Source organism: Bradyrhizobium sp. USDA 3315, assembly GCF_054056795.1.
On sequence record NZ_JBSRYP010000001.1, the window covers coordinates 7,782,700 to 7,809,079 of the forward strand.

24 protein-coding genes and 1 pseudogene are annotated in these 26,380 nt (G+C 64.9%); 12 read left to right on the forward strand and 13 right to left on the reverse strand.

Annotation, left to right across the window (positions count from 1 at the left end; translation table 11 throughout):
* Positions 1 to 59 precede the first annotated feature (59 nt).
* Positions 60 to 1,016, reverse strand: a complete 957-nt coding sequence (locus tag ACVIYL_RS36595) for a catechol 2,3-dioxygenase (protein WP_456780870.1) — start codon at positions 1,014 to 1,016, stop codon at positions 60 to 62.
* Between the two features lie 181 nt (positions 1,017 to 1,197).
* Positions 1,198 to 2,988 (reverse strand): annotated as a pseudogene (locus tag ACVIYL_RS36600) (putative bifunctional diguanylate cyclase/phosphodiesterase); the annotation flags it as partial.
* A 500-nt stretch (positions 2,989 to 3,488) separates the two neighbouring features.
* Between ACVIYL_RS36600 and ACVIYL_RS36605 the strand changes: the two are divergent.
* The 3 genes from ACVIYL_RS36605 to ACVIYL_RS36615 all read left to right on the forward strand — a co-directional run bounded on the left by ACVIYL_RS36605 (position 3,489) and on the right by ACVIYL_RS36615 (position 6,435).
* A complete protein-coding gene (locus ACVIYL_RS36605) occupies positions 3,489 to 5,237 on the forward strand; it encodes an ATP-binding protein (RefSeq protein ID WP_253609153.1) in 1,749 nt (582 codons plus the stop codon).
* Between the two features lie 98 nt (positions 5,238 to 5,335).
* The gene (locus ACVIYL_RS36610; RefSeq protein WP_310880422.1) at positions 5,336 to 5,914 is read left to right on the forward strand and encodes a peroxidase-related enzyme; all 579 of its coding nucleotides are present in this window, start codon (positions 5,336 to 5,338) and stop codon (positions 5,912 to 5,914) included.
* Positions 5,915 to 5,922: 8 nt separating this feature from the next.
* Positions 5,923 to 6,435, forward strand: a complete 513-nt coding sequence (locus ACVIYL_RS36615; RefSeq protein ID WP_310880421.1) for an MgtC/SapB family protein — start codon at positions 5,923 to 5,925, stop codon at positions 6,433 to 6,435.
* Here ACVIYL_RS36615 and ACVIYL_RS36620 read toward each other — a convergent pair.
* A complete protein-coding gene (locus ACVIYL_RS36620) occupies positions 6,396 to 7,022 on the reverse strand; it encodes a ParB-like protein (protein WP_057019711.1) in 627 nt (208 codons plus the stop codon). The genes ACVIYL_RS36615 and ACVIYL_RS36620 overlap by 40 nt on opposite strands.
* Positions 7,023 to 7,461: 439 nt before the next feature.
* Here ACVIYL_RS36620 and ACVIYL_RS36625 point away from each other — a divergent pair, with 439 nt between their 5' ends.
* From ACVIYL_RS36625 to ACVIYL_RS36650, 6 genes are all read left to right on the forward strand, one after another.
* On the forward strand, positions 7,462 to 7,803 hold the full coding sequence (locus ACVIYL_RS36625) for a hypothetical protein (protein ID WP_253610036.1): 342 nt from the start codon (positions 7,462 to 7,464) through the stop codon (positions 7,801 to 7,803).
* A 181-nt stretch (positions 7,804 to 7,984) separates the two neighbouring features.
* Entirely contained in the window at positions 7,985 to 8,284 is a 300-nt protein-coding gene (locus ACVIYL_RS36630; RefSeq protein WP_028334296.1) for an acyl carrier protein, read from the forward strand.
* A 9-nt stretch (positions 8,285 to 8,293) separates the two neighbouring features.
* On the forward strand, positions 8,294 to 8,770 hold the full coding sequence (locus ACVIYL_RS36635; RefSeq protein WP_141340566.1) for a 3-hydroxyacyl-ACP dehydratase FabZ family protein: 477 nt from the start codon (positions 8,294 to 8,296) through the stop codon (positions 8,768 to 8,770).
* Complete coding sequence (locus ACVIYL_RS36640; protein WP_141340565.1) at positions 8,763 to 9,947, forward strand: beta-ketoacyl-ACP synthase; 1,185 nt, start codon at positions 8,763 to 8,765, stop codon at positions 9,945 to 9,947. Before ACVIYL_RS36635 ends, ACVIYL_RS36640 begins: the two co-directional genes overlap by 8 nt.
* A 106-nt stretch (positions 9,948 to 10,053) precedes the next feature.
* Positions 10,054 to 11,331 carry a beta-ketoacyl-ACP synthase gene (locus ACVIYL_RS36645; protein WP_253609154.1) on the forward strand — a complete coding sequence of 426 codons (1,278 nt, stop codon included), beginning with the start codon at positions 10,054 to 10,056 and terminating at the stop codon, positions 11,329 to 11,331.
* A gap of 17 nt (positions 11,332 to 11,348) precedes the next feature.
* Entirely contained in the window at positions 11,349 to 12,284 is a 936-nt protein-coding gene (locus tag ACVIYL_RS36650) for a lipid A biosynthesis lauroyl acyltransferase (protein WP_057019707.1), read from the forward strand.
* Between the two features lie 122 nt (positions 12,285 to 12,406).
* Here the strand turns inward: ACVIYL_RS36650 and ACVIYL_RS36655 are convergent, their stop codons facing one another.
* From ACVIYL_RS36655 to ACVIYL_RS36685, 7 genes are all read right to left on the reverse strand, one after another.
* A complete protein-coding gene (locus ACVIYL_RS36655; RefSeq protein WP_253609155.1) occupies positions 12,407 to 13,516 on the reverse strand; it encodes a polyamine ABC transporter substrate-binding protein in 1,110 nt (369 codons plus the stop codon).
* A gap of 6 nt (positions 13,517 to 13,522) precedes the next feature.
* Complete coding sequence (locus ACVIYL_RS36660; RefSeq protein WP_253609156.1) at positions 13,523 to 14,692, reverse strand: aminotransferase; 1,170 nt, start codon at positions 14,690 to 14,692, stop codon at positions 13,523 to 13,525.
* Between the two features lie 8 nt (positions 14,693 to 14,700).
* On the reverse strand, positions 14,701 to 15,030 hold the full coding sequence (locus ACVIYL_RS36665; protein WP_016848419.1) for a rhodanese-like domain-containing protein: 330 nt from the start codon (positions 15,028 to 15,030) through the stop codon (positions 14,701 to 14,703).
* A 136-nt stretch (positions 15,031 to 15,166) separates the two neighbouring features.
* Positions 15,167 to 17,092 (reverse strand): potassium transporter Kup, encoded by a 1,926-nt coding sequence (locus ACVIYL_RS36670; protein WP_456780871.1) that lies wholly within the window; start codon positions 17,090 to 17,092, stop codon positions 15,167 to 15,169.
* A 155-nt stretch (positions 17,093 to 17,247) separates the two neighbouring features.
* Positions 17,248 to 19,146 (reverse strand): potassium transporter Kup, encoded by a 1,899-nt coding sequence (locus ACVIYL_RS36675; RefSeq protein ID WP_057019703.1) that lies wholly within the window; start codon positions 19,144 to 19,146, stop codon positions 17,248 to 17,250.
* A 112-nt stretch (positions 19,147 to 19,258) separates the two neighbouring features.
* Positions 19,259 to 20,089, reverse strand: a complete 831-nt coding sequence (locus tag ACVIYL_RS36680; protein ID WP_016848417.1) for an OmpA/MotB family protein — start codon at positions 20,087 to 20,089, stop codon at positions 19,259 to 19,261.
* Positions 20,090 to 20,117: 28 nt separating this feature from the next.
* Positions 20,118 to 20,891 carry a motility protein A gene (locus ACVIYL_RS36685; RefSeq protein WP_016848416.1) on the reverse strand — a complete coding sequence of 258 codons (774 nt, stop codon included), beginning with the start codon at positions 20,889 to 20,891 and terminating at the stop codon, positions 20,118 to 20,120.
* A gap of 374 nt (positions 20,892 to 21,265) precedes the next feature.
* Here ACVIYL_RS36685 and ACVIYL_RS36690 point away from each other — a divergent pair, with 374 nt between their 5' ends.
* Positions 21,266 to 22,246 carry an NADPH:quinone oxidoreductase family protein gene (locus tag ACVIYL_RS36690; protein WP_456780872.1) on the forward strand — a complete coding sequence of 327 codons (981 nt, stop codon included), beginning with the start codon at positions 21,266 to 21,268 and terminating at the stop codon, positions 22,244 to 22,246.
* 293 nt (positions 22,247 to 22,539) lie between these two features.
* Positions 22,540 to 22,728 carry a hypothetical protein gene (locus ACVIYL_RS36695; protein ID WP_016848414.1) on the forward strand — a complete coding sequence of 63 codons (189 nt, stop codon included), beginning with the start codon at positions 22,540 to 22,542 and terminating at the stop codon, positions 22,726 to 22,728.
* A 6-nt stretch (positions 22,729 to 22,734) separates the two neighbouring features.
* On the opposite strand, the gene ACVIYL_RS36700 is transcribed toward ACVIYL_RS36695, so the two are convergent.
* Complete coding sequence (locus ACVIYL_RS36700) at positions 22,735 to 23,046, reverse strand: hypothetical protein (RefSeq protein WP_229189756.1); 312 nt, start codon at positions 23,044 to 23,046, stop codon at positions 22,735 to 22,737.
* 42 nt (positions 23,047 to 23,088) lie between these two features.
* On the opposite strand from ACVIYL_RS36700, the gene ACVIYL_RS36705 reads away from it, so the two are divergent.
* Positions 23,089 to 23,322 carry a hypothetical protein gene (locus ACVIYL_RS36705; RefSeq protein ID WP_057019701.1) on the forward strand — a complete coding sequence of 78 codons (234 nt, stop codon included), beginning with the start codon at positions 23,089 to 23,091 and terminating at the stop codon, positions 23,320 to 23,322.
* Between the two features lie 20 nt (positions 23,323 to 23,342).
* Here the strand turns inward: ACVIYL_RS36705 and ACVIYL_RS36710 are convergent, their stop codons facing one another.
* Both ACVIYL_RS36710 and ACVIYL_RS36715 read right to left on the reverse strand, forming a co-directional pair.
* The gene (locus ACVIYL_RS36710) at positions 23,343 to 24,614 is read right to left on the reverse strand and encodes an NAD(P)/FAD-dependent oxidoreductase (RefSeq protein WP_456780873.1); all 1,272 of its coding nucleotides are present in this window, start codon (positions 24,612 to 24,614) and stop codon (positions 23,343 to 23,345) included.
* 42 nt (positions 24,615 to 24,656) lie between these two features.
* Positions 24,657 to 26,318 carry a thiamine pyrophosphate-binding protein gene (locus ACVIYL_RS36715; RefSeq protein ID WP_253587145.1) on the reverse strand — a complete coding sequence of 554 codons (1,662 nt, stop codon included), beginning with the start codon at positions 26,316 to 26,318 and terminating at the stop codon, positions 24,657 to 24,659.
* Positions 26,319 to 26,380 lie beyond the last annotated feature (62 nt).

A 26,380-nucleotide genomic window follows, 5' to 3' on the forward strand; every position in this document is an offset into this window, starting at 1 on the left:
CGGGTGTTCGCGGCGGCGTATCGACGCGCTCGGGCGGCCTTCGTGCGGCGGTCTCGCATCTAGTCGATCACGGGCGGGGTGCCGTGGGTGTGAAACGACTCGATCGTCTTCAACCCCCACGCCTGTCCCTTCCTGCGCTCTTCCTCGGTCCACACGATCGGCTTCCAGTCCGGCGCGAGGATCAGGCGTGCGCCGGCGTTGGCGACCTCGACGCGGTTGCCGCCGGGTTCATAGACATAGAGGAAGAAGGTCTGCTGGATCGCGTGCTTGTGCGGCCCGGTCTCGATATGCACCCCGTGCTCGAGAAAAATATCCGCGGCCCGCAGGATCTCCTCGCGGCTGTCGAGCGCGTAGGTAACATGGTGAAACCGGCCGGGCTTGCCGTAATGGTCGCGCGTATAGGCGAAGTCGTAGCTCTTGTTCGACATCGTCATCCACATCGCGGCTTCCGTGCCGTCGTTGAGCACGATCTGCTCGGTGGTGCGGCAGCCGAGGTAGTCTTCGAAGAACAGACGGTTGGCCTTGATGTCGACCGCAAGGCAATTGAGATGGTCAAGCCGGCGGACATTGACGCCGCGCGCCGGAAAGCGCTGCGCCTGGTTTTTCAGCGCGGGCTTCAGCTCGGCCGGCGCCTCGTACCACTCGGTCTCGTAATAGAGCTCGATGACATGGCCGTCGGGATCGCGGCAGCGGAATGCCGGCCCCTGCCCCATGTCACCGTCGATCCAGCCGATATCGAAGCCCGAGCCCTTCAGCGCGGCAACGCGGCGTTCGAGCGCCTGCGGGCTGCGCGCCCGCAGCGCCATGTGCTCCATCCCCGAAGTCTTCGACGCCGTCAGCTTCAGCGAATAGCGCTCGTAATCGTCCCAGCCGCGCAGATAGACCGACTCGCCCTTGCGGCCGCTGACGGTCATGCCCATGACGTCGACAAAGAATTTCAGGCTCTCGTCCGGCTTCGGCGTCAAAAGCTCCATGTGCCCGAGATGCGCGAGATCGAAGATCGGTTCCGGCTGCATGGACGGTCTCCCTCCGCGACGACGCCGGATCGACGACTTGCGGTTGGACAGGTGAGCGGCGCGCCGATTTGTACTAGTGTACAAATGATTAGGTCCCGTCAACAAATTACTGGCGACGGCAATTGCGCTCGCAGGGCATTCCGTGGCCGGAATCACCTCGTGAAAGCGGTCAAGGCAGGCGTCAGGCGACCGAGACAGCCTTCTCGTGATCCGACGACAGGAGCTTGCGGATTTCAGCCGATGACACCGGCCGGCTGAACAGATAGCCCTGCATCTCGGTGCAGCCGAGGATGCGCAGCAGGTTGCGCTGCTGCTCGGTCTCGACGCCCTCCGCGGTCGTGGTCATGTCGCTGGCAGCGGCGATGTTGACGACGGCCTGGACGATCGTGGACGACGCGCCGGTCCCGGCGAGATCCTTGATGAAGGCGCGATCGATCTTGATCTTGTCGAAGGGGAAGCGCTGCAGATAGCTCAGCGAGGAATAGCCGGTGCCGAAATCGTCGAGCGCGATACGGACGCCGAGTTCGCGCAGCTGATGCAGGATATCGAGCGCAGCCTCGTCGTCGCGGATCAGCACCGCCTCGGTGATCTCGAGCTCGAGCCGCGAAGGTGCCAGACCTGTCGCGGCGAGCGCGGCGGCGACGTTGAGTGCCAGCGTCTGGCTCTTGAACTGGATCGGAGACACGTTGACCGCGACATGAACATGCTCCGGCCAGTTCATCGCCTCGCGGCACGCGGTGTTGAGTACCCAGTGACCGAGATCGTTGATCAGGCCGGTGTCCTCGGCGATCGGGATGAAATCCGCCGGCGAGATGGTGCCGCGTTCGGGATGACGCCAGCGCACCAGCGCCTCGCAGCAACTGACCTGGCCCTCCTCGAGATGGAGCAGCGGCTGATAGTGCAGCTCGAAGCTGCCGTCGGCGATCGCCTGGCGCAGCTCGAGCTCGAGGCTGCGCCGCGCCTTGGCGCGTGCATCCATGCCGGTCTCGAAGAACCGGTAGGTGCGGCGGCCGTCGCTCTTGGCTCCGTAGAGCGCGAGGTCGGCATTGCGCAGCAATTGATCGATGTCGAGGCCGTCGGCGGGCGCAACGGCGATGCCGATGCTGGCATCGGTGGTGATCAGATGCCCGCTGCAGTCGATCGGCCGGCGGATCGCCTGATAGATCGCAGCGAGGAGCTGCATGGTCTCGGTCTGATCGCGGACGGCGGTCTGGATCACGGCAAACTCGTCGCCGCCGAGCCGCGCCGCGACGTCGGTGTCCCCAACGCAGCCGCGCAGGCGGTCGGCGATCGCCCTGAGCAATTCGTCGCCGATCTGATGGCCGAGCGCGTCGTTGACGGCCTTGAACTCGTCGATGTCGATATACATGACCGCGAGCTGCTGATCCGGCCGGATCGCCTTCAGCGCCCGCTCCAGGCGTTCGCGGAACAGCACGCGGTTCGGCAGGTCGGTCAGCGCATCATAGTGCGCCATGTGGGCGATCTTGTTCTCGGTGCGCGCACGCTCGGTGACATCCTGGATGGTCGCCACCCAGCCGCCTTCCGGCAGCGGCTTGTTGACGATCTCGATCGCGCGCCCGCCCGGCGCCTGCGTCAGCTGACGCGTGGCGCGGCCAAGCTTCACGTTGCCGATGATGGCGTCGCAGAAGTCGTCGACATCGCCGTCGAACGAGCCCGTCTCCTGTCTATGCGCAATCAGCCGGTGCATCGTGCAGCCGGGCTTGGCGACGTCGGGCGAAAGCCCGAACATCTCGATGTAGGGGCGGTTGCAGATGATGATGCGCGCCGATGCATCGTAGAGCACGAGGCCCTGCGGAATGTTGTTCACGGCGGTCATGAGATTGCGACGTTCGGTGGCGAGCCGCTCGTCGGAGATTTCGTGCCGCTTGAGCAACAGGAAGACGATCACGGCCATGATCGCGAATGCCGCCATCAGCAGGCCTTCGCGCTCACTCCATTGCGCGGTCGCGCTTCCGAGCAGGCTGCCGACCAACAGGCCGGCACAGAACGCCAGCCCCTTGGTCGAGCCAGCATCGGCATTTCCTGACGATGAATTGCGGTGTTCGATGCGCACGCTGATCTCTCCCAGGGCGCGGCATCGTTACGCAGCACAAATGGAAAGGTCGTTACAACTCGCAGTTAGCAATCGGTTACGCGATACCGGGCGACAGCGTATGACAAATCGCGCCCATTGCCCCGTAAACCTACGGAGCTGCCGATGCACTCCTCAGAGATGGTGAATCCCGCCTTAACGGAAAAACCGGGAAACAAACGCGGCTGTGCCGGAAAGCGACGATTCCACCGCCGATGCGCGCGACAGCGCATAATCTCCCGGTACGACAGAAACAAATCGTCACCGGGAAGGTGTAGATTTAGCCGATGCGGAACCCCGGCGATTTAACGGTTTTTCCAATCCCGGGCGGGCATATTGGTCCGGACATTTAGATTTTGAGAACGAGCCAGGCTGGAACTGTGACACCCTTCGGACGTGTGATCTCTGTGCGCGGCTCGCAGGCCCGGGTTGGGCTGCTGGCGGGCGGCCAGATGCAACTTTCAGAGATGCGAGCGACCGTCGGCCGGTTCGTCAGTATCCGCTGCGCGAGCTCGGTCATCGTCGCCATGATCACCGAAGTGACGTGCGAGAACCTGCCGGCGTCCGACGAATACATGGCGACCGCCTCGGTCGACCTGCTGGGCGAGATCCTGGGCGGCGACCGCCCGAAATTCCAGCGCGGTGTCACCCACTATCCGACCATCGGCGACAGCACCGATCTGATCACGAACCAGGAGCTGCGCACGGTCTATGCGCCGAGCGGCTCGGACCAGATCAATGTCGGCACGCTGCAGCAGGATCGTTCTGTCATCGCCTATGTCGACGTCGAGGAGATGCTGTCCAAGCACTTCGCGGTGCTCGGCTCGACCGGCGTCGGCAAGTCGACCGGCGTGTCGCTGCTGCTCAACGAGATCCTGAAGTCGCGGCCGAACCTGCGCATCTTCCTGCTCGACGTGCACAACGAATACGGCCGCTGCTTCGGCGAGCGCGCGCAGGTGCTCAACCCGCGGAACCTGAAGCTGCCGTTCTGGCTGTTCAACTTCGAAGAGATCGTCGACGTGCTGTTCGGCGGCCGGCCCGGCGTGCCCGAGGAGCTCGACATTCTCGCCGAAGTGATCCCGATGGCGAAGGGCATCTACACCCAGTACCAGAACTCCGACCGGGTCGGTCTCGGGCTGAAGCGCATTGACCCCAAGCAGGTCGGCTACACCGTCGATACGCCGGTGCCCTATCGTCTGGTCGACCTGATCTCGCTGATCGACGAGCGCATGGGCAAGCTGGAGAACCGCTCCTCGCGCATCATCTATCACAAGCTGATCTCGCGCATCGACGCGGTGCGCAACGATCCGCGCTACGCCTTCATGTTCGACAATGCCAATGTCGGCGGCGATACCATGGCCGAGGTGATCAGCCATCTGTTCCGCCTGCCCGCCAACGGCAAGCCGATGACGATCATGCAGCTCGCCGGCTTCCCCGCCGAAGTCGTCGACTCCGTGGTGTCGGTGCTGTGCCGCATGGCGTTCGATTTCGGGCTGTGGAGCGACGGCGTCTCGCCGATGCTGTTCGTCTGCGAGGAAGCGCACCGCTACGCCTCGGCCGACCGCAATATCGGCTTCGGGCCGACCCGCAAGGCGGTGTCGCGCATCGCCAAGGAAGGCCGCAAATACGGCGTCTATCTCGGCCTGATCACCCAGCGTCCGGCCGAGCTCGACGCGACCATCATCTCTCAGTGCAACACGCTGTTCACGATGCGCCTCGCCAACGACCGCGACCAGGCGCTGCTGCGCTCCGCCGTCTCGGACGCCGCCGCCAACCTGCTGTCCTTCGTGCCCTCGCTCGGCACCCGCGAGGTGCTGGCGTTCGGCGAAGGCGTGGCGCTGCCGACCCGGCTGCGCTTCAAGGAGGTGCCGCCGCACCAGCTGCCGCGCGGCGAGGCCACCATCGCCACGGTACCGTCGGTCACCGCCGGCCATGACATGCATTTCGTCAGCGCCGTGCTGGAGCGCTGGCGCGGCGCCACCTCGCATCGCGATAGCCCGAGCAGCGACGCCAACTTCAACTCTGCGGCGCCGGCGCGCAGCATGGCGCCGGCCGAGGCGCCGATGCTGCAGCCCTCGCTCGGCCTCGATCCGGACCGCTTCTCGCTGCTGAAGAGGCCGCTGCGTTAGCCGAATTCCGCCAAGGCGCCGATGCGCCTTGCGCCCAAGGCGTCATCCACTATGGTCTCGCGTGACGCCGCATCCAGGCGGCACGCCGGAACCATCTCATGACGCAGCCGACCGTAAAACGCTTCCCGACGCCCGCTCTCGACAAGCTCCCCGAGGACATCCGCGCCCGCATCCTGGCGGTGCAGGAGAAATCCGGCTTCGTGCCGAACGTCTTCCTCACCTTGGCCTATCGCCCCGACGAGTTTCGCGCCTTCTTCGCCTATCACGACGCGCTGATGGAAAAGGACTCCGGCCTCTCGAAGGCCGAGCGCGAGATGATCGTGGTGGCGACCAGCGCCGCCAACCAGTGCCAGTATTGTGTGATCGCCCACGGCGCGATCCTGCGCATCCGCGCCAAGAATCCCGAGATCGCCGACCAGATCGCGGTCAACTACCGCAAGGCCGACATCACGCCGCGGCAGCGCGCGATGCTCGACTTCGCCATGAAGGTGAGCCGCGCCGCCGAGGAAGTCTCGGAGGCGGACTTCGCCGCGCTTGCCGCCCACGGCTTCAGCGACGACGACGTCTGGGACATCGCCGCGGTTGCGGCATTCTTCGCGCTGTCGAACCGGCTCGCCAACGTCACCGGCATGCGGCCGAACGGCGAGTTCTACATGCTCGGCCGGCAGCCGAAATAGAGGACGCCTTGGCGGACTGGAGCGAGATCGTCCTGCGTCTCGGCGCGGCCACCCTTGCCGGCTGCGCGATCGGGCTCGACCGTGACCTGCGCGGCAAGCCGATCGGCCTGAAGACGCTGGGTCTCGTCAGCCTCTCGACAGCCATGGTCGTGCTGCTGGCATTGCAGGCCGTCGAGCCCGGCAAGTTCACCGACGCGGTGAGCCGCGTGATCCAGGGCGTGCTGACCGGCATCGGATTTCTCGGCGCCGGCGTGATCGTGCGGCAGGGCGACCGCTTCCAGGTCCGCGGACTGACCAGCGCCGCATGCGCTTTCTTCGCCGCTTGCGTCGGCATCGTCTGCGGCGCCGGACATTGGCCGATCGTCGTCACCGCCGTCGCGCTGGCGTTCCTGCTGTTGACCTTCGGCAAGCGGACCGAGCGGTGGCTGCACTACGCGCTCGGCGGCAGGGAGGATCAGCACGGGCCGGCGGAGGCGGCAGATCAGTCGTCAGATGCCGGCCCGCACCAGCCGGGCAAATAGACCGCGTCCTTGCTGCGGCCGAGCGCCAGTCCCTTCTCCAGCGCCTTGGCGAAATTATTCTCCACCGTCTTGCGCGGGATGTGGCGGCGCAGGAAATCGGCCCACAGGAATTCGCTGAATGGCGTCGTGTCCTTGGCAAAGCCGCCCGCCCGGCGCATCTCGCCGGCGAGGCTGCGGAACGGATCGTCCCTGAGGTCCTTGATCGATTTCGGAATGTCTTTGAAGTGGCGGCGCTCGCCCTTGGAATCGTAGGGATAGACCCAGCGCTTGTTGTCCATCACGCCCCAGAACACGTCACGCTCGACCATCGTGAGATCGCCGATCACCGTGACCAGGATGTCCTTGACGCCCTCGTCGTGCAGCGCCCGCGCCATGTGATGGTGATCGACCACGTAGTAGCGATCGTCGGGACCATGGACGACCGGGATCATGTGCTTGCCCAGCAGTTCGGCGCGCTTCTTGTCCGACTTGTGCTCGCGCCAGCGCTTCCGCTTCTCCGTCACCTCCTGCATGCCGACCGTCATCTGGGTCGGCCGCAGCGACAGGATCGGGACCGGTTTGACGTAAGGCTCGCGCGTGTGGGCCATGATTTATGCTCCCTTTTGACCGGCACTCCGGAACGGGTTCCACTATGTCATGAGCCCGCAGGCGGGTGAAAGAGTCCGGTGCGCCGGAATGGCTTCACGAAGCGGTGGGGGCCGATGGCCGGATGGTCCGGCCTCGGCTGTCGATGCTCCCGGGCTGTCAATGCCCGGGCTGTCAATGCCCGGGCTGTCAATGCCCGGGCGCGCAGCCTCAACCTCCGTGACGGCGTTGCAGCGCAAACTGTGCATGCGCGAAGGTCGAACGAATATGTCGACATGGTCATCGCCGAGCATCCCGCGCGCCGCAGCAGCCGCCTCGACGGCAAGCCAGTTCCTGGAGGTGATCGACGCATGAATACCACCTCTGCGCGCACCAAGATTTTAGGTGTGAAGTGCAGCGAACATGCTAAACATAATCGGCGACGCGACCGGACTGACAACAGTGAAGACGCAGCGGCCAATCTCCTCGGATGCCGAGCACGTGGTGCTCAAATTCCGGCCGCGTACCTCGGCGCAGCCGCCCGGCAAGCGCGAGGAGCCGCACCGAACGACGCGCCCGGCTTCCGTTGCCAGCGATCTCTCTCGCTATGAGAAGCCGCGCGAGGAGCCGGACGATTTCCGCCAGCGCATGCTCGCCAACATCGCCGCCTTCGCCTTCACGGTGGCGCTCACCGCGATCGGCATCTGGCTTGCCATGAGCATCGCCGATTTGCGCAAGACCCAGGATTGCGTGCTGATGGGCCGCCGGGATTGCGCGAAGATTACGGTGATGCCGCGCAGCTAGGCTGGCCGGAACCCTGCCCAAAAACCGTCCTTGCGAGGCCGGCCAAGCTCCATTGAACTAACGGCCCTGCTCCGATATACGGGCACACGACTCCGGCACCAGCAATCGGGCATTCCGGGGCAACGCGCCCGCCTCCTCTGAGCCGACCCGGAATTACCTTCAATATATCAAAGGCTTAATGATGTCCTCCACATTCGAGCAGATCGCCAACATTATCGCGGAGACCTGCGACATCCCGCGCGACACGATCAAGCCGGAGAGCCACGCGATCGACGATCTGGGGATCGACAGCCTCGACTTCCTCGACATCGCGTTTGCCATCGACAAGGCCTTCGGGATCAAGATGCCGCTCGAAAAGTGGACCCAGGAGGTCAACGACGGCAAGGCCACGACCGAGCAGTATTTCGTGTTGAAGAATCTCGCCGACCGCATCGACGAGCTGGTTGCAGCCAAGAACGCGGGCACGGGCTCGGGCTCGTAATCGCCCATCATGCAGCTCGAGATCTTTCAGCTGATTGATCGGATCGTCGACCTCAACCTCGACGCAAGGACCATTGTCGTCGAGGCGGATGTCCCGCCCGACAGCCATTCGGTGTTCGCGGGGCACTTCCCGGGCTATCCGATCATGCCCGGCGTGCTGCTGACCGAAGCAATGGCCCAGAGCTCGGGCTGGCTGATCCTTGGTCTGACCAAGTTCGAGCGGATGCCCTTCCTTGCCATGGTCAAGGAAGCCAAGATGCGCGGCTTCGTCAGCCCCGGCTCGGTCCTGACCATCGAGGCCAAGATCGAGCACGAAGGTTCAGGCTTCGCCGTGACCTCGGCGAAGGTTCGCGTCGGCAAGGAGCTCAAGTGCAATGCCGAGCTGACCTTCCGTCACATCCCCTTCCCCAGCCCGGACTTGCGCGTGCACATGGATGCGATGGCCGCCAAGATCGGGTTTCCGCAGCAGGCACTGAGTAATGGCTGAGAAGGAAGTCTGGATCACCGGCGTAGGCCTGCTCTCCTCGCTTGGCGAGGGACTGGATGCGCATTGGGAGGCGCTCGGCGCCCGGCGCGTCAATGCCGACGAGAAGCGTCTCGCGCCATACGTGATCCATCCGATCGCTCCCGTCAGCTTCGACGCCCAGATCCCGAAGAAGGGCGATCAGCGTCAGATGGAAACCTGGCAGCGGATCGGCACCTATGCCGCCGGGCTGGCGCTCGATTCCGCCGGCGTCAAAGGCAATCAGGAAATCCTGTCGCGGATGGACATGATCATCGCAGCCGGTGGCGGCGAGCGTGACCTCACTGTCGACCTCGCGATCATGAACGCCGACGCACAGGGCAAGCTGCCGCCAGCCCTCCTCAACGAGAAGCTGATGAACGAGCTGCGCCCGACGCTGTTCCTGGCGCAGCTCTCCAACCTGCTCGCCGGCAACATCGCGATCGTTCACGGCGTGTGCGGGACCTCGCGCACCTTCATGGGCGAGGAAGCCTCAAGCATCGACGCGGCACGGATCGCGGTCGCGCGCATTGGAGCCGGCCAGAGTGACATCGCCTTGGTCGGCGCCGCTCATAACGGCGATCGCGGCGACCTCTTGATGCTCTATGCATTCGGCGATCTCGCCCTCAAGGACCAGCATAGCTCGGTCTGGGCCCGCAGGAACAACCCGGGCTTTGCCATCGGCTCCGCCGGCGCCTTCCTCGTGATGGAATCGCGCGAACATGCCGAGGCCCGCGGCGCAAAGCCGTACGCCAAGCTGACCAAGGTTGTCGCCGACCTTGCCCGACGCAAGGAGCCGGGCGCCGTGACGAAATCGCTGCAGGCGTTGTGGCCGCAGCTCGGTGTCAGCGGCGACAACGGTATCCTGATCACGGGCGCGACCGGCGCCGAGCCTGCGACCGCCGAAGAGCGCGCATTCCTCAGCCAGCATGCCGACTTTGCCGTCCGCGCCACCGGAACGACCTTCGGCCACACTATGGAGGCGCAATTCCCGCTTGGGCTCGCGCTGGCCGCGTTGTCGATCTCGCGCGGCGCGCTCTATCCGGCCAACGACCCGACCGGGCTGGAGGTTGAAAAGACCGAAGCGCCAACCCAGATTGTGGTGTTGGGGGTCGGCCACTGGCAGGGCGAAGGCATGGCACTGGTCGAGGCCGTCAGTTAGAGCATGATCCGGACAATTGTTTCCGAACATCATGCTCGAACAAACAACTAGGGTGCGATGAAGCTCATCGCACTTTAAGTCCGGCGCAAGCACCGACGGGGACACCATGACAGCACCACGCGATAAATTCGGCCGACCGATCGTTGTCGTGACCGGCATGGGAATCGTGACGTCGCTCGGCGGCGGCAAGACCGACAATTGGAAGCGCCTCACCGCGGGTGAGTCCGGCATCAAGACCGTGACACGCTTCCCGCTCGACAGTATGAAGACGACGATGGCCGGCGCCGTCGATTTCGTCACCGTCGACCCGTTCTCCTCCACCAGCCTGTCGCAGCGTCTGGCGGAGATCGCGACCGAAGAAGCGCTCGAGCAAGCCGGCATCGGCAGCAAGGGCGACTTTCCCGGCCCGCTGTTTCTGGCAGTCGCCCCGATCGAGACCGAGTGGCCGCAGCGGCTCGAAGTCGCGCGCGAGGTTCCGACCAAGGACTTTGGAATCATTGAATACCTTGCGACCTGTAGCGGCGGGAAGTTCGCGCACTTTCACCGGCGCTTCACCTTCGGCTCCGTCGCGCTCAACCTCGCCGAGACCTTCGGCACCAAAGGGTCGCCGATTTCGCTGTCGACGGCTTGCGCCTCCGGCGCGACCGCGATCCAGCTCGGCGTCGAGGCGATCCGCCGCGGCGAAACCGATGCAACGCTGTGCATCGCGACCGACGGCTCGGTCAATCCCGAAGCCATGGTGCGCTTCTCGCTGCTGTCGGCTCTCTCCACCCAGAACGACCCGCCGCAGGCCGCTTCGAAACCGTTCTCGAAGAACCGCGACGGCTTCGTGATGGCCGAGGGCGCCGGTGCGCTGGTGCTCGAGAGCTACGACGCCGCGATGGCGCGCGGCGCGCGCATCCTCGGCGTCGTTGCCGGCTGCGGCGAGCTCACCGATTCCTTCCACCGCACCCGCTCGAGCCCGGACGGCAAGCCGGCGATCGGCTGCGTGCGCAAGACGCTCGCCGATGCCGGAATGGAGCCCGAGCAAATCGATCACATCAACGCGCACGGCACCTCGACGCCGGAAAACGACAAGATGGAGTATCTTGCGACGTCGGCCGTGTTTGGCGAACACACCAAAAACATTCCGGTGTCGTCGAACAAGTCGATGGTCGGCCACACCATCTCGGCCGCCGGTGCGGTCGAGGCGATCTTCTCGCTGCTCACGCTCGAGCATCAGCGGATTCCACCGACGATCAACTACGAGGTGCCCGATCCCGCGATCCCGTTCGACGTGGTCGGCAACAAGGCGCGCGATGCCAAGGTGACCGCCGTGATGTCGAACTCGTTCGGGTTCGGCGGGCAGAACGCCTCACTGATCCTGACGCGCGAGCCGGCCTAGCGCCCTCGCCTCATCAGATGAAACGCCTGCTCCTTCGCACCAGGGCGCACCTGCGTGACGCCGCGAAGCCCGTGACCGACGCGGCGATCGGCGGGCTGACGATCGGCCTGCTGCGTACGACGCGCTACTTCGATCCCGAGAAGACCGCAAGATTCTTCGGCCGCGCCGCGCATTTCATCGGCCGCCGGCTGCGCGAGGATCGCATCGGCCGCGAGAACCTCAAGGCCGCCTTCCCGGAAAAGTCACCGGAGGAGATCGAGGAGATCCTGACGGGCGTCTGGCACAACCTCGGACGCATCGGCGCTGAATTCGCGCACATCGACCGCATCTGGGACCACGATCCCCAGAATCCCGACAAGCCGGGTCGCGTCGAATTCTCGGCGCGCAGCAAGCAGCTGTTCGATCAGTTGCGTGACGACGGCAAGCCGGCACTGTTCTTCGCCGCACATCTCGGCAACTGGGAGCTCTCTCCAATTGCCGCCGCAGCGCATGGGCTCGACGCCACCATCCTGTTTCGCCGGCCGAACATCGAAGCCGCCGACCGCGCCATCGAACGCATCCGCGCGGTCAATCTGGGCACGCTGGTGCCGGCCGGCCGTGACGCGCCGCTCAAGCTGGCGCAGGCGCTGAAGAACGGCCAGCACGTCGCGATGCTGGTCGATCAGTATTTGACCAACGGCGTTCCCGTCACCTTCTTCGGCCGCAAGACCACCGCAAATCCGCTGCTGGCGCGCCTGCGCCGGCAGATCGATTGCCCCATCCACGGCACGCGGATCATCCGCCTGCCCGACGGCCGCTTCCGCGGTGAGGTCACCGAGGAAGTCAAGCCGGTGTTCGACGCATCCGGCCAGATCGATATCCAGGGCACCATGCAGGCGATCACCGACGTCGTCGAGGGCTGGGTCCGTGAGTATCCCGATCAATGGCTCTGGCTGCACCGGCGCTGGCGGTAGACGGAGACTGTCATTCGTCATTGCGAGCGAAGCGAAGCAATCCATCTCGCCACTTGCGGAGCCATGGATTGCTTCGTCGCTGACGCACCTCGCAATAACGGCACGCTACTGCGACGAGTATGTCATTTCCCGGTCTTCACTCTCGTCCACAGGCGATTGATGATCCGCTGCGTCGCGGGATCGCGCGCCGTGATCACGAACAGCTTCTTCTGCATCGCCTCATCGGGATAGATGTTCTTGTCGTTGAAGATCTTCGGATCGATCAGCTTCTGGCTCGCCAGATTGCCGTTGGCGTAGGACAGGAAGTTCGAGTTCTTCGCCGCGATCTCGGGACGGTACAGGTAGTTGATCAGCTCATAGGCCTCAGCGACGTTCTTCGCATCCGCGGGGATCGCGAGATTGTCGAAGAACATCTGCGCACCCTCCTTCGGGATCGTGTAACCGATCTCGACGCCGGTGTTGGCTTCCGCCGCCCGGCTGCGCGCCTGCATGATGTCGCCCGACCATCCGACCACGAAGCAGATCTCACCCGAGGCCAGCGCGCTGAGATATTCGGACGAGTGGAATTTGCGCACATAGGGCCGGATCTTGATGACGAGATCGGCGGCCTTCTCGAGGTCGGCCTGCTTGGTCGAGTTCGGATCGAGGCCGAGATAGCTCAGCGCCGCCGGCAGGATGTCGTCGGCGGAATCCAGCATGTGGATGCCGCAATCCTTGAATTTCGCGAGGTTCTCCGGCTTGAACACCATGTCCCAGCTGTCGATCTTCGCGTCCGGACCGAGTATCTTCTGCGCGATCTTGACGTTGTAGCCGATGCCGGTGGTGCCCCACATGTAGTTGGCGCCGTAGCTATTGCCGGGATCGTAAGTCGCAAGTTGGCTCGTCACCACGGGCCATGCATTGGCGAGGTTCGGCAGCTTCGACTTGTCGAGCTTGAGGAACACCTTCGCGGTGATCTGGCGCTGCAGGAAGTAGCCGGTCGGCACCACGACGTCATAGCCCGACTTGCCGGCGAGCAGCCGCGTCTCCAGCGTCTCGTTGGCGTCGAACGTATCGTAGACCACCTTGATGCCGGTTTCCTTGGTGAAGTCCTCGAGGACTCCTGGCGCCATGTAGTTCGACCAGTTGTAGAAGTTGACCGTGCGCTCCTCGGCGTCAGCGGACGCCGAGAGCAGCAGGACCGTCGCGACCGCGCCGACGAAGCTGACGAGACGACGATTCTGCTCTCGCATTCTGGCCTACCTCTTGCGGTGGTGAACGGCATCCGACAACCGCTCCAGCGCGGCGTCGAGTGTCGAGTCCTTCTTGGCGAAACAAAAACGCACGACCGACGTCACCGCATCCTGCTCGTAGAACGCCGACACCGGGATCGCCGCAACCTTGTAGTCCTGCACGATCCGCCAGCAAAACTCCGCATCGGTCTCGTTGAGCCCGAGCGGCGACAGGTCCACGGTGAGGAAGTAGGTCCCCTGCGACTTCAGCACCGGAAAGCCGATGCTCTCCAACCCCTTGGTCAGGCGGTCACGGCTCCGCGCCATGTCCTTGCGCATGTCGAGGAAATAGTCGTCGGGCTTGCCGAGGCCAAATGCCACCGCCGCTTGCAAATTGGGCGCCGTCGTGAAGGTGAGGAACTGGTGCACCTTCGCAGCGACGCGCAGCAGCGGCGGCGCGGCGCAGACGAAGCCGATCTTCCATCCGGTCAGCGAGAAGATCTTGCCGGCGCTGCCGACCTTGATGGTGCGGTCGCGCATGCCCGGGATCGTGATCAGCGGGATGTGCTCGCGGCCGTCGAACACCACGTGTTCCCAGACCTCGTCGCAGATCGCGACCGCGTCGAATTCCTGGCAGAACCGCGCCAGCAGTTCGAGGTCCTCGCGCGGATAGACCACCGCCGCCGGATTGAGCGGATTGTTGAACAGCACCGCCTTGGTCTTGTGGTTGAAGACGCTGCGCAGCATCTCCTCGCTCAGCCGCCACTCCGGCGGTTCGAGCCGCAGCAGCCGCGGAATGCCGCCAGCCTGGCGGATGATCGGCAGATAGGAATCATAGACCGGCTGGAAGCACACCACCTCGTCACCGGGCTCGACCACGGAGAGGATCGAGGCGGTCAGCGCCTCGGTGCCGCCCGAGGTGACCATCACCTCGGTCATCGGATCGAGCTTGAGTCCGTGCCAGTGGCCGTAATGCGATGCGATCGCCTGACGGAGTTCCGGGATGCCCATCATCGACGGATATTGATTATAGCCGTTGATCGAGGCGTCCGCGGCGGCGCGGCGGATGTCCTCCGGACCGGGATCGTCGGGAAAGCCCTGGCCGAGATTGATGGCGTTGTTGTCGCGCGCGGCCTGCGACATCGCCTCGAAGATAGTGACAGGAAGGTCCGCGAAGACCTTGTTCATGGAGGTCATGTCAGGGATCAGCCGCCGGTCTTGGTCGGCAGTCCCGCCGCCTTCCAGCCGATGATGCCGCCCGCCAGATGCTTGTCATAGGGCAGGCCCGCGGCTTGGGCGGCCAGCGAGGCCGTCACCGAGCGCTTACCGGAGCGGCAGGCGAACACCACCTGCTTGCCCTGCGGATCCGGAATCGCCGCCGGGTCGAACGTCGACAGTGGCACCACAACGCCATCGGGATAGGCCTCGACGGCGACCTCGTTCGGCTCACGGACGTCGACCAGGAGATAGCGGCCTTCCGCTATGCCCTTCGACACCTCGTCCGGAAACAAATCTTCCACCTTGTGGTCCGCCACGGAAATATCCTCCCGACATGATCTTTGGCGAGCATCGCGCGGCTCACCGTTCCGGGCCGCAAAGTCGCCTCTTGCGCGGAGAAAATCAAGCGTCCGAAACGGGTTAGATGCCACGCGGAATCGCCGGATCGTAGTCCTAGATCGTGACCTGCGTGCCGACCTCGACCACCCGCCCGGTCGGGATCTGGAAATAGTCGGTGGCATCGTTCGACGAGCGGCTCAGCGCGATGAACAGATGGTCCTGCCAACTCGGCATGCCCGAATGCGCCGCCGGCTTCAGCGCACGGCGGGACAGGAAGAACGAGGTCGACATGATGTCGAACTGCCAGCCGAGCTTGCGGGCGATCGCCAGCGTCTTCGGCACGTTCGGCTGTTCCATGAAGCCGAACTTCAGCGTCACCTTGGAGAAGGTCTCACTCAGCTGCTCCATCCGCACCCGCTCGGACGGATCGATGCGCGGCGTCGGCGCGGTCTCGATGGTCAGGATGACGTTCTTCTCGTGCAGCACCTTGTAGTGCTTGAGGCTATGCATCAGCGCGGTCGGCGCGCTGACGGGATCGCTGGTCAGGAACACCGCGGTGCCGGAGACCCGTTGCGGCGGCCGCTTCTCCAGCATCGCGACGAGATCGGCGAGCGGGAATTCCAGCTTGCGCGACTTCTCGAACAACAGCCGGCTGCCGCGCCGCCAAGTGTACATCACCACGATCATGGCGCCGCCAAGCGCGAGTGGCACCCAGCCGCCCTCGAACACCTTGAGCAGGTTGGCGGCCAGGAAGGTGATGTCGAGGAACAGGAAGGGCGCGACCAGCGCGGCGGCCGCGATCGGCGACCAGCGCCAGACCTTCCAGATCACGACAAAGCCCATCATCGCCGTCACCACCATGGTGCCGGTCACCGAGATGCCGTAAGCCGAGGCCAGTGCGCTCGACGAACGGAACATCAGCACCAGCACGATGACCGCGATGAACAGGAAGCGGTTGATGCGCGGCATGTAGATCTGCCCGGAATGCGCTTCCGAGGTGTGGCGGATCTCGAACCGCGGCAACAGGCCGAGCTGGATCGCCTGCCGCGTCAGCGAATACGCACCGGTGATGACGGCCTGGCTCGCGATCACGGTCGCCATGGTCGCCAGCGCTACCATCGGGATCAGCGCCCAGTCCGGGAACATCAGGAAGAACGGGTTCTCGATGCCCTTGGGATTGCCGATCAGGAGCGCGCCCTGCCCCAGATAGTTCAGCGCCAGCGACGGCAGCACGATGAACAGCCACGCGGTCTGGATAGGGCGTTTGCCGAAATGGCCGAGGTCGGCATAGAGCGCCTCGGCGCCGGTCACCGCGAGGAAGACCGCACCGAGCGTGATGAAGCCGATCACGCCGTGATGCAGCATGAACGACACCGCGAGGATCGGATTGAGCGCGAATAGCACTTCGGGATGCCGCGCGATCTGCGGCAGCGCCGCGACCGCGATCAGGGCGAACCATACGCACATCACCGGGCCGAAGAAGGCCGCGACGCGCGCGGTGCCGCGCGACTGCACCGCGAACAGGACGACAAGGATCACCACCGTGAGCGGCACGACATAGGGATCGAATGTCGAGGTGACGAGCTTGATGCCCTCGATTGCCGACAGCACCGAGAGCGCCGGCGTGATGACGGCGTCGCCATAGAACAGCGCGCCGCTGATGATGCCGAGCAGCACGATCGCGGCGCCGCCCTTGGTCGCCGCGCGCTGCGCCAGCGCCATCAGCGCCAGTGTGCCGCCCTCGCCATTGTTGTCCGCGCGCAGCAGGATCACGACGTATTTCAGCGTGACGACGACGATCAAAGCCCAGAGGATCAGCGAGAGCACGCCGAGCACCGCATGCGCCGTCACCGCGCCCTCGCCGCCGGCGGCGGCAACGACGGCCTCGCGCAAGGCGTAAAGCGGGCTGGTGCCGATGTCGCCATAGACGACACCGATGCTGCCGAGCATCAGGGCCTTGAAGGTGGCGGTTGAATGCGCCTCACCATTGCCGTTTGCCGCCGGCGTTTCCGCCGCGGTGATCGCACTCTCGGATGACATGGGGAAGCTGTGCCTCTGTCTTCTGCCGCACCGCACAATGCCGGGTCGCAGCGCTATACTCCCGGCAGGAATGCATAGGTTAGCCCGGATTCAGGCCTCCGCCATGCACATCACGCATGGGTCACGGCCGATCAATGTCAGAATCCTGCGCCCGGTCAGATAGTTACCTGGGTACCCACTTCAACCACCCGGCCGGTCGGGATCTGGAAATAGTCGGTGGCATCATTGGCGGACCGGCTCATCGCGATGAACAGGTGGTCCTGCCATTGCGGCATGCCGGACTGGGCCGACGGCTTCAGCGAGCGGCGCGACACGAAGAACGAGGTCGACATGATGTCGAACTGCCAGCCGAGCTTGCGCGCGACCGCCAGCGCCTTGGGCACGTTCGGCGATTCCATGTAGCCGAAGCGCAGCCGCACCGCGGTGAACTTGTCGCTCACCTTCTCCATGTTGACGCGCTCGGATAGATCGACGCGCGGCGTCGGTGCGGTCTCGATGGTCAGGATCACGTTGTGCTCGTGCAGCACCTTGTTGTGCTTGAGATTGTGCAGCAACGCGGTCGGCACGAAGCTCGGATCGCTGGTCAGGAACACCGCGGTGCCCTTGACGATATGCGGCGGCCGCTTCTCCAGACTGTGGATCAGGTCGCGCAGCGGCACCTCGATGCGTCGGGTCTTGGCGACCAGGATGGCGGCGCCGCGGCGCCAGGTCCAGATCATCGTCGCCATCACGACGCCGAACAGAAGCGGCACCCACGCGCCCTCGAACAGCTTCAGGAGATTGGCGCTGAAGAAGGTCATGTCGACGATCACGAACGGCAGGATCAATGCCGCCGCCGACGCCATGCGCCAGTTCCACAGCTTCCAGATCACGATGAAGCCCATGATGCCGTCGGCGACCATGGTGGTAGAGACGGCGATGCCGTAGGCCGACGCCAGCCCGCTCGAGGTGCGGAACAGCAGCACCAGCAGCAGCACGCCGATCAGCAGCAGCCGGTTGACGCGCGGCAGATAGATCTGACCGGCATGGGTCTCCGAGGTGTAGCGGACCTCGAAGCGCGGCAAGAGCCCAAGTTGCACCGCCTGGCTGATCAGCGAATAGGCGCCGGTGATCACTGCCTGGCTCGCGATCACCGTCGCGGCGGTGGCGAGCCCGACCAGGGGCAGCAGCAGCACGTCGGGCACCATGCGGTAGAACGAGTTCTCGATCGCGCTGGGATCGGACAGCACCAGCGCGCCCTGCCCGAAATAGTTCAGCAGCAGCGACGGCAGCACGAAGAACAACCAGCCGGACTGGATCGGCTTGCGGCCGAAATGCCCGAGATCGGCATACAGCGCCTCGCCGCCGGTCACCGCGAGGAACACCGCGCCCAGCGTCACCAGGCCGATGGTGCCGTGGGTCAGCATGAACTGGAGCGCGTAATAGGGATTGATCGCCGCCAGCACCGACGGGTCGTCCATGATGTGAACGAGCCCCATCACCGCCAGCGAGGCGAACCACACCACCATCACCGGACCGAAGGCGGAAGCGACGCGCGCGGTGCCAGAACTCTGCACAGAGAACAGCACGACCAGGATCAGGATCGTCAGCGGCACCACATAGTGCTCGAGATGCGGGGTGGCGAGCTTGAGGCCTTCGACCGCCGACAGCACCGAGATCGCCGGCGTGATCATGGAATCGCCGATGAACATCGAGGCGCCGACCACGCCGAGCGCGAGCAGCGGCCAGCTGCGCCGACCGATCGCGCGCTGGCCGAGCGCCATCAGCGAGAGCGTGCCGCCCTCGCCATTGTTGTCGGCGCGCAGCAGCAACAGCACGTATTTCGCGGTGACGACGGTGAACAGCGCCCACAGGATCAGGCTGAGCACGCCCAGCACCATGATGCGGGTGACCGGCTGGCCGTGCGCGGCGCCGCCGACCGCCTCACGGAATGCGTAGAGCGGCGAAGTTCCGATATCGCCGAACACCACCCCGATGCTGCCGAGTGTCAGGGCCCAGAAGCTGGAGGTCGGTTGTCCTTCCTGAGCTTCGGTAGATGAGACGCTGACAGCCATGGCGAGGTTGGAACGCCCGATCGGTTGATTTGATCCGCGCGGCTATCGACGCTTCCGCATCGCGTGTCAACCGCGCAACAATGGTAGTTGACGGTAGTATGGTAACCCAGAGCTACGGCTTCAGATCCGGCGGCAGCGGCGGATTTTCCCGCATCAACGTGATGGTCACGCGACGGTTGGCCGGCAGCGTCGGATCGTCGGGAAACAGCGGCTGGCCGTCGGCCTTGCCGGAAACCGCGAAAATATGCGACGGCGGCAGCCCTTCCCGCTCCAAGATCTGCCGCACCGCGTTGGCGCGGTCCGCGGACAGGTCGAAGCCGTCATAATCACTGCGCGCCGGCACGAAGCCTGCGGCCGTATGCCCCACGATCGCGACCCGCAGCGGCGTCGCCTTCAGCGGCGCGGCCAGCTTCTGGATCAGCCGGCGGGTGCGGTCATACGGCTCCCTGGAGCCGTCCGCGAACATCGAGCGGCCGTCCTGGTCGACGATCTCGAGGTTGAGTCCCTCCTTGGTCTCCTCGAACATGATGTTCTTGGAGATCTCGGTCAGCTCCGGCATGTCCTGCAGCGCCTGGCGAAGCGAGGCCGAGGCGAGCGCGAATTCGCGGTCGATCTTCAGCCGCGCGCCGTTGATCTGGCTGCGCTCCTTCTCGTCCGGCGTCGGATTGGCCGAGGAGTCCTCCGGCGAGATGTGCTCGACGTTCTTCAGCTTCGGCCGGGTCGGCAGGCCGTCGGATTCGACGATGCCGGAATAGCGCACATTGGTCTGCACGCCGAAGGCATCGCGCATCGAGCCGGCGACGATCTTCAGCTTGTTGTTGTCCATGGTGGAGAACGCGACGAGCATCACGAAGAAGCTCATCATCAGGCCCATCAGGTCGGCGAAGGTCACGAACCAGCCGTGACCTCCGGTATGGGCGTCGCCGCGCTTTTTCTTGGCCATCGCTGCGTTTCCCGAAAGCGCGGTCCGGTCAGGCCGGAACCGGCTCGCCTTCCTCCTGGCGATGCTTCTCCGGCAGATAGGCCAGCAGCATCTCGCGCACCAGCGCCGGGCTCTTGGAGTCGCGGATCATCAGGATGCCGTCGATGATCAGCGTGCGGTTGGTCTCCTCGTCGAGCAGCTTGCCATGCAACTTGTCGGCAATCGGCAGGCAGAACAAATTGGCGACCAGCGCGCCGTACAGCGTCGCGAGCAGCGCGGTCGCCATGAACGGGCCGAGCTTGGAGGGGTCGGTCATGTTGGCGAACATCTGCACCATGCCGATCAGCGTGCCGATCATGCCAAACGCCGGAGCGCAGTCGCCGATCGCGCGATAGATCTTGCTGCCCTCGTCGAGGTGCATCAGGAAGTTGTCGCGGTCGCGCTCCATGTTGTCGCGGATGAATTCGAGGTCGTAACCGTCGGCGACGTAACGGATGCCCTTGGCGAGGAACGGCTCGTCGGTCTCGACCTTTTCCAGGCCGACCGGCCCCTGCTTGCGGGCGATCTCGGCGATGCGGGCGAGCTCGTCGACGAGGTCGCGGGCCGACAGCCGGCTCATCGTGAAGGCGAATTTGGCGCCGAGCGGCAGCCCATGCAGCATCACGCCCAGCGGGAAACGGATCATCGTCGCCGCGATCGAGCCGCCGAAGATGATGATCATGGCGTGTTCGGAGATGAACATGTGCAGGTCGCCGCCCATGAACATCATCACCGCGATGACGATGATGCCAGCCAACAGCCCGGCGCCAGTCATGATATCCATAGGAGACTCCAACGCGTACGCAACCTGCCCGTCCTGGACGGCGCGCAGCCCAAGGCGGGCCGCGTGGAAAACCCTAACGTTAACGCCATTAAGGACGCGTTACCGAATTTGGTAGGGATAACAACGGGTAAACGCCGGTCTTTTCGCGATGTCGTTGAAGATGCTGGCTTTCCGCATGCGAGCCTGCCGTCGCATGCGCAAATCCCCTCCCCGTAGAACAACGGACATGGGATAGGTTTGCCGGAAGCGTATTCGCGCGAACTGGCTACCGGCTCGCGTGAAGAAGACGCGTCAACACAAGAATCCGGGGCCCCATTCCGATTCAATCGGAGCGGAAAAGGCTCTCGAGGAAACCAACCAATGAGCGGGACAGGATGAAGGCCGTCGTCGTCGAGCAATACGCGCCCATCGATCAGATCGGGCTGAGGGAGATCGCCACCCCCGAACCCGGCCCCGGACAGATCCGAGTCCAGGTCCACGCCGCGAGCATCGGCTTCGTCGATGGGCTGAAGGTCGAGGGCCGCTACCAAACCAAGGATGCCCTGCCCTTTACGCCGGGCGCGGAATTCGCCGGCGTGGTCGATGCGGTCGCAGGCGACGTCGCCGGCATCGCGCCGGGCATGCGGGTGATGGGCGCGGCGCGCTCGGGCGCGCTGGCCGAGCACATCGTGGTGCCGCCCGACGCCGTCGAGATCATGCCCGACGGACTGTCGATGGAGGCCGCCGCGGCCTTTCGCACCAATTACCTCACCGCGCTCTATGCGCTCGGCGAGCGCGGCTCGCTCAAGGCCGGCGAGCAGTTGCTGGTGCTCGGCGCCGCCGGCGGCACCGGCATCGCCGCCATTCAAATCGGCAAGCTGCTCGGCGCGCGCGTCGTCGCCGCGGCCTCGACGGAGGAGAAGCGCAACTTCGCCGCAAGCTTCGGTGCCGACGCGGTCGTCGACTACACGCGACCCGACTGGCGCGACGCGCTGAAGGACGCGACCGGCGGCCATGGCCCCGACGTGATCTTCGATCCGGTCGGCGGCGAGGTCTCGCTGCAGGCGTTCCGCTCGATCGCCTGGAACGGCCGCCATGTCGTGGTCGGCTTCGCGGCCGGCAGCATTCCCGCATTGCCGTTCAATCTGCCGCTCCTGAAAGGCGGCCTCCTGATCGGCGTCGATGCCGCCCAGATCGCGCGGCGCGAGCCCGAGGCGCAGGCGCGCGTGATGACGCAATTGTCGGCATGGCTGAACGATGGCCAACTGACGCCTGTTGTCGGTAAGGTGTTCGCATTCGACGATTTTCGCGCGGCCTTCACCACCATGCAGACCCGCGCGGCGCTCGGCAAGATGGTGGTGCGGATCGGGTCGTGAGAGAGGCAGCGCTATCGCCTCATCCTCGCTGCGTCCCTGCGAAAGCAGGGACCCATACGCCGCGGCGGACGTCGTGAACAGGGCTCGTCATTCCAGCGAAGCACACCAATCAGCGCTTGTGGTTATGGGTCCCTGCTTTCGCAGGGACGACACTGAATGTCGCAAGCCAAGCTTGCCTTGAGGGTCAGAAAAATACGCGACCCTCGCCAAGGTTCGCGAAAATTATCACAGGTTATTGTTACGCGGTTCTGTGCCGCCTTAGCGTTGCGGAGTACGGCATTCGGGGACGAAAAATGCAGGACATGCTGACGCATCTCGAAAAGCTTCGCCGCGACGCGGCGGAATGTGCGTTGATCCGAGACCTGGCGACTGACATGCGCAAGCGCGAGTTGTTCAGCAAGCTCGCCGAACATCTCACGGCCCTTGCCGCCGAGGTGGAGGAAACCATCAACGCAGCCCGCAAGGAGGACCAAGTCATCTAGCGAGGCCTACGTCGAGCGTTCGAAAGTATCGACACTTGTCGTGACGGCTCGCCACCAGTTCACGGGCTTCAGGGCCGCCGCTTCGCCCTCGCGGACCGCGACCAGCGCCTCGTCCGACATGGCAATTTGCCGGATGGAACCAACGTCGCAACGGCGCATTGTCATTTCACCCATCGGTTGACAGGTAATATGCCGCCAGTATCGGTAGACGTGCCGATGCTGTAGCATTGCTGGTTCGCCGAGGAGCCTATTCGCCGCAATGTGTTGTATTTCAGGATTCTTTGTCTTGGCACTTTTTGCACATCGAGCATCGAGCATCACGTCGCGATCGCGCGGGCGGATTACCACCAAAGAGGCGCGATGAAGACCGACAAGGCCATCTGGTACGTCTCGTTCGCCATGCGAAATCCTGACGCCGGACATCACCGCTTCGCGCGCCAGACCCGTACCTTCACGACCGAGCAGGACGCCAAGGCGTTTGCGCGCACGCTGCTCGTTCAGACGCAGGACGTCAGCGCCGGAACGATCAATCCGCACGCACCGCGACGCGTGATCGCACCGGCCGCGATCACGGCCTGGGCCGGCGACAGCTGAGGCTTCGCCGCCGTTGCTTCCTACAGGAAGCGCGAGGGCGCAAACGGGGCGAGCGGAATCTCCGGCGCCTTGCCGCTCAGGAGTTGCGCGACCAGCCGGCCGGTCCGGGCCGATCCGACCAGGCCGACATGGCCGTGGCCGAAGGCGTAGACCACATCGCGCGTGGCACGGGCATAACCGATGCAGGGGCGCCCGTCCGGCATGCTCGGCCGATGGCCGAACCAGGTCTTGATCCGCGATGGCGGAATATCCGTCGGCAGCTTCGGGAACATACTGAAGAGGTGCTCGCGCAGGATTTCGGCGCGCTTCCAGTTCGGCGCGGCGTCAAGCCCCGCGATCTCCACCGTGCCGGCGGCGCGCAGGCCCTTGTCGGTCCAGTTGACGACCATCTTGGCATCGGAGGCCATCATCGAATTGCGCGGGCCGGATTCCGGATTTTCGATCATGACGTGATAGCCGCGCTCAGTCTCCAGCGGCAGCGGATCGCCGATCGAGGCGGTCAATTGCCTGGAGCGCGCGCCCGCGGCGACGACGGCGGCGTCGCAGGCGATCTCGCCGCTCTCGGTGATCACAGCGACCAGCCTGTCACCGGCAAGCCTGAGGCCCGTTGCCTTGGCGGCGACGCGTTCGGCGCCGTTCGCGACGGCGTGCGCGGCAAGCGCCGCGACATAGGCGCCGGGATCGCGGCAGCGGCCCGCCTCCTCCACCACGACGCCGAATTTGTAGCGCGGATGCAGATCGGGCTCGCGCTGGCGCATCTCGTCTTCATCGAGCTCCAGCCATTCGATGCCGACGCGCTTGCGGATGCGCCAGCCGAGATCGCGGTCGAACGGCGCGCGTGAGGGAAACACATGCATCACCCCGCGCCGCTCGATCAATTCGCCCACGCCGGCTTCCTCGGCGAGCTGCCGGTGCAGCAGCGGTGCATCCTTCAGGAGATCGCGCATCGCCCGCGCGGTGGCCTCGACCCGCGCCTCGGTCCGGCTCGACAGCAGATACTTGACCAGCCACGGCAAGGCCTTCGGCAGATACGACCAGCGGATCGCCAGCGGCCCGAGCGGATCCATCAGATAGCCCGGCACCTTCTTCCAGGTGCCCGGCTCGGCCGGCGGGATCACCGAATGCGACGACAGCCAACCGGCATTGCCGTAGCTCGCCGCCTGGGTGCCGCCGGGCTCGCCCGGATCGATCAAGGTTACGCTGTGGCCCGCACGCAGCGCCTCGATGGCGCTGATCACGCCGACCGCGCCGGCCCCGATGATCGCGACGTGACGGGACTTTTGTTTGGGCATGATCTCCTCGGAAAACCGCTTCGCACTTTTCCGGATCATGTCCTAGCGCGTGGCCTGCGGCGCAAAATCCTTGCCGACCGACAGCGCACGCTGATCGACCAGGCAGTGCAGGATCGCGGGCTTGCCGGAGGCCAGCGCGCGCTCGAACGCGGGCGCGAAGTCTTCGGTGCGCTCGACCCGCTCGCCATGGCCGCCGAACGCCTTGGCGTAAAGCGCGAAGTCCGGGTTCTTGAGCTGGGTGCCGACGACGCGGCCCGGATAGTCGCGCTCCTGATGCATGCGGATGGTGCCGTATTGCGCGTTGTCGATGACGACGACGATCAGCGGCGCGTCATACTGCACGGCGGTGGCGAACTCCTGCCCGTTCATCAGGAAGCAGCCGTCGCCGGCGAACGCCACGACGACCCGGTCCGGATGATGCCGCTTGGCCATCACAGCCGCCGGCACGCCGTAGCCCATCGAGCCCGAGGTCGGCGCGAGCTGCGCGGCGAAAGCGTGGAAGCGATGGTGGCGGTGAATCCAGCCGGCATAATTGCCGGCGCCGTTGCAGACGATGGCATCCTTCGGCAGGCGATCGCGCAGCCAGGTCACGACCTCGCCATACTGGAAGCTGCCCGGCAGCTCGCGCGGCTTGTCGGTCCACGCGAGGTAATCCGCGTGCGCCTTGGCCGCCTCGCCCTTCCAGGCCGGCACTGCCGCCGGCATCATGGTCTCGACCGCGGCGGCAAAGGCCGCAGGCGTCGCCTGGATCGCCAGCGCCGGCTGGTAGACACGGCCGAGCTCCTCGGCGCCGGGATGGACATGGATCAGTTTCTGGCTCGGCACCGGAATGTCGAGCAGCGTGTAGGACGAGGACGGCATTTCCGACATGCGGCCGCCGATCAGGAGGATGACGTCGGCGCCGGTGATGCGATCCCTGAGCTTCGGACTCGGGCCGATGCCAAGATCGCCGGCATAATGCGAGTGGTCGGCGTCGAACAGCGAGGCGCGGCGGAACGAGGTGGCAACCGGCAGGTCGAAGCGCTCGGCGAAGCGCGCGATGCCCTTGGCGGCCTCCGCGGTCCAGGCCGAGCCACCGAGCACCACGATCGGCGCCTTGGCGCCGGCGAGCATGCTGCCGAGGCGCTCGAGATCGGCCGGCGCAGGCCAGGTCGCCGCAGGCTCGACCTTCGGCGCGTCGGCGACCGCGGCGGTTTCAGTCAGCATGTTCTCCGGCAGCGAGATCACCACCGGACCGGGCCGGCCCTGCAGCGCGACGCGGAAGGCGCGCGCGACCAGTTCCGGAATGCGATCCGGACGATCGATCTCGACCGCCCATTTCGCCATCGTGCCGAACACCGCCTTGTAGTCGAGTTCCTGGAATGCCTCGCGCTCGCGCATGCCGGTGTCGACCTGGCCGACGAACAGGATCATCGGGGTGGAGTCCTGCATCGCGATGTGCACGCCATGGGCGGCATTGGTCGAGCCCGGACCGCGGGTGACAAAGCAGATGCCCGGACGTCCCGTCAGCTTGCCATAGGCCTCCGCCATCATCGCGGCCCCGCCCTCGGCGCGGCAGATCACGACGTCGATCGGGCTGTCGTGCAAGGCGTCGAGCGCCGCCAGATAGCTCTCGCCCGGCACGCAGGTGACGCGCTCCACCCCTTGCGCGACCAGCTGGTCGATCAGGATCTGGCCTCCGGTGCGGGCATTGCTTTTGGTCATGAGGGCTCCCTGCAAGTACTGGCGCGCGTTTGGGCTTCGCTCGGATCGTGGTCCCACGGGGT

Coding starts and splice junctions, on each gene's coding strand:
- ACVIYL_RS36705 (WP_057019701.1), top strand. CDS start 23,089: ATGAAGACCGACAAGGCCATCTGGTACGTCTCGTTCGCCATGCGAAAT.
- ACVIYL_RS36595 (WP_456780870.1), bottom strand. CDS start 1,016: ATGCAGCCGGAACCGATCTTCGATCTCGCGCATCTCGGGCACATGGAG.
- ACVIYL_RS36675 (WP_057019703.1), bottom strand. CDS start 19,146: ATGGCTGTCAGCGTCTCATCTACCGAAGCTCAGGAAGGACAACCGACC.
- ACVIYL_RS36645 (WP_253609154.1), top strand. CDS start 10,054: ATGACAGCACCACGCGATAAATTCGGCCGACCGATCGTTGTCGTGACC.
- ACVIYL_RS36685 (WP_016848416.1), bottom strand. CDS start 20,891: ATGGATATCATGACTGGCGCCGGGCTGTTGGCTGGCATCATCGTCATC.
- ACVIYL_RS36635 (WP_141340566.1), top strand. CDS start 8,294: ATGCAGCTCGAGATCTTTCAGCTGATTGATCGGATCGTCGACCTCAAC.
- ACVIYL_RS36670 (WP_456780871.1), bottom strand. CDS start 17,092: ATGTCATCCGAGAGTGCGATCACCGCGGCGGAAACGCCGGCGGCAAAC.
- ACVIYL_RS36715 (WP_253587145.1), bottom strand. CDS start 26,318: ATGACCAAAAGCAATGCCCGCACCGGAGGCCAGATCCTGATCGACCAG.
- ACVIYL_RS36650 (WP_057019707.1), top strand. CDS start 11,349: ATGAAACGCCTGCTCCTTCGCACCAGGGCGCACCTGCGTGACGCCGCG.
- ACVIYL_RS36710 (WP_456780873.1), bottom strand. CDS start 24,614: ATGCCCAAACAAAAGTCCCGTCACGTCGCGATCATCGGGGCCGGCGCG.
- ACVIYL_RS36640 (WP_141340565.1), top strand. CDS start 8,763: ATGGCTGAGAAGGAAGTCTGGATCACCGGCGTAGGCCTGCTCTCCTCG.
- ACVIYL_RS36680 (WP_016848417.1), bottom strand. CDS start 20,089: ATGGCCAAGAAAAAGCGCGGCGACGCCCATACCGGAGGTCACGGCTGG.
- ACVIYL_RS36695 (WP_016848414.1), top strand. CDS start 22,540: ATGCAGGACATGCTGACGCATCTCGAAAAGCTTCGCCGCGACGCGGCG.
- ACVIYL_RS36630 (WP_028334296.1), top strand. CDS start 7,985: ATGTCCTCCACATTCGAGCAGATCGCCAACATTATCGCGGAGACCTGC.
- ACVIYL_RS36620 (WP_057019711.1), bottom strand. CDS start 7,022: ATGGCCCACACGCGCGAGCCTTACGTCAAACCGGTCCCGATCCTGTCG.
- ACVIYL_RS36660 (WP_253609156.1), bottom strand. CDS start 14,692: ATGACCTCCATGAACAAGGTCTTCGCGGACCTTCCTGTCACTATCTTC.
- ACVIYL_RS36690 (WP_456780872.1), top strand. CDS start 21,266: ATGAAGGCCGTCGTCGTCGAGCAATACGCGCCCATCGATCAGATCGGG.
- ACVIYL_RS36700 (WP_229189756.1), bottom strand. CDS start 23,046: ATGCTCGATGCTCGATGTGCAAAAAGTGCCAAGACAAAGAATCCTGAA.
- ACVIYL_RS36610 (WP_310880422.1), top strand. CDS start 5,336: ATGACGCAGCCGACCGTAAAACGCTTCCCGACGCCCGCTCTCGACAAG.
- ACVIYL_RS36655 (WP_253609155.1), bottom strand. CDS start 13,516: ATGCGAGAGCAGAATCGTCGTCTCGTCAGCTTCGTCGGCGCGGTCGCG.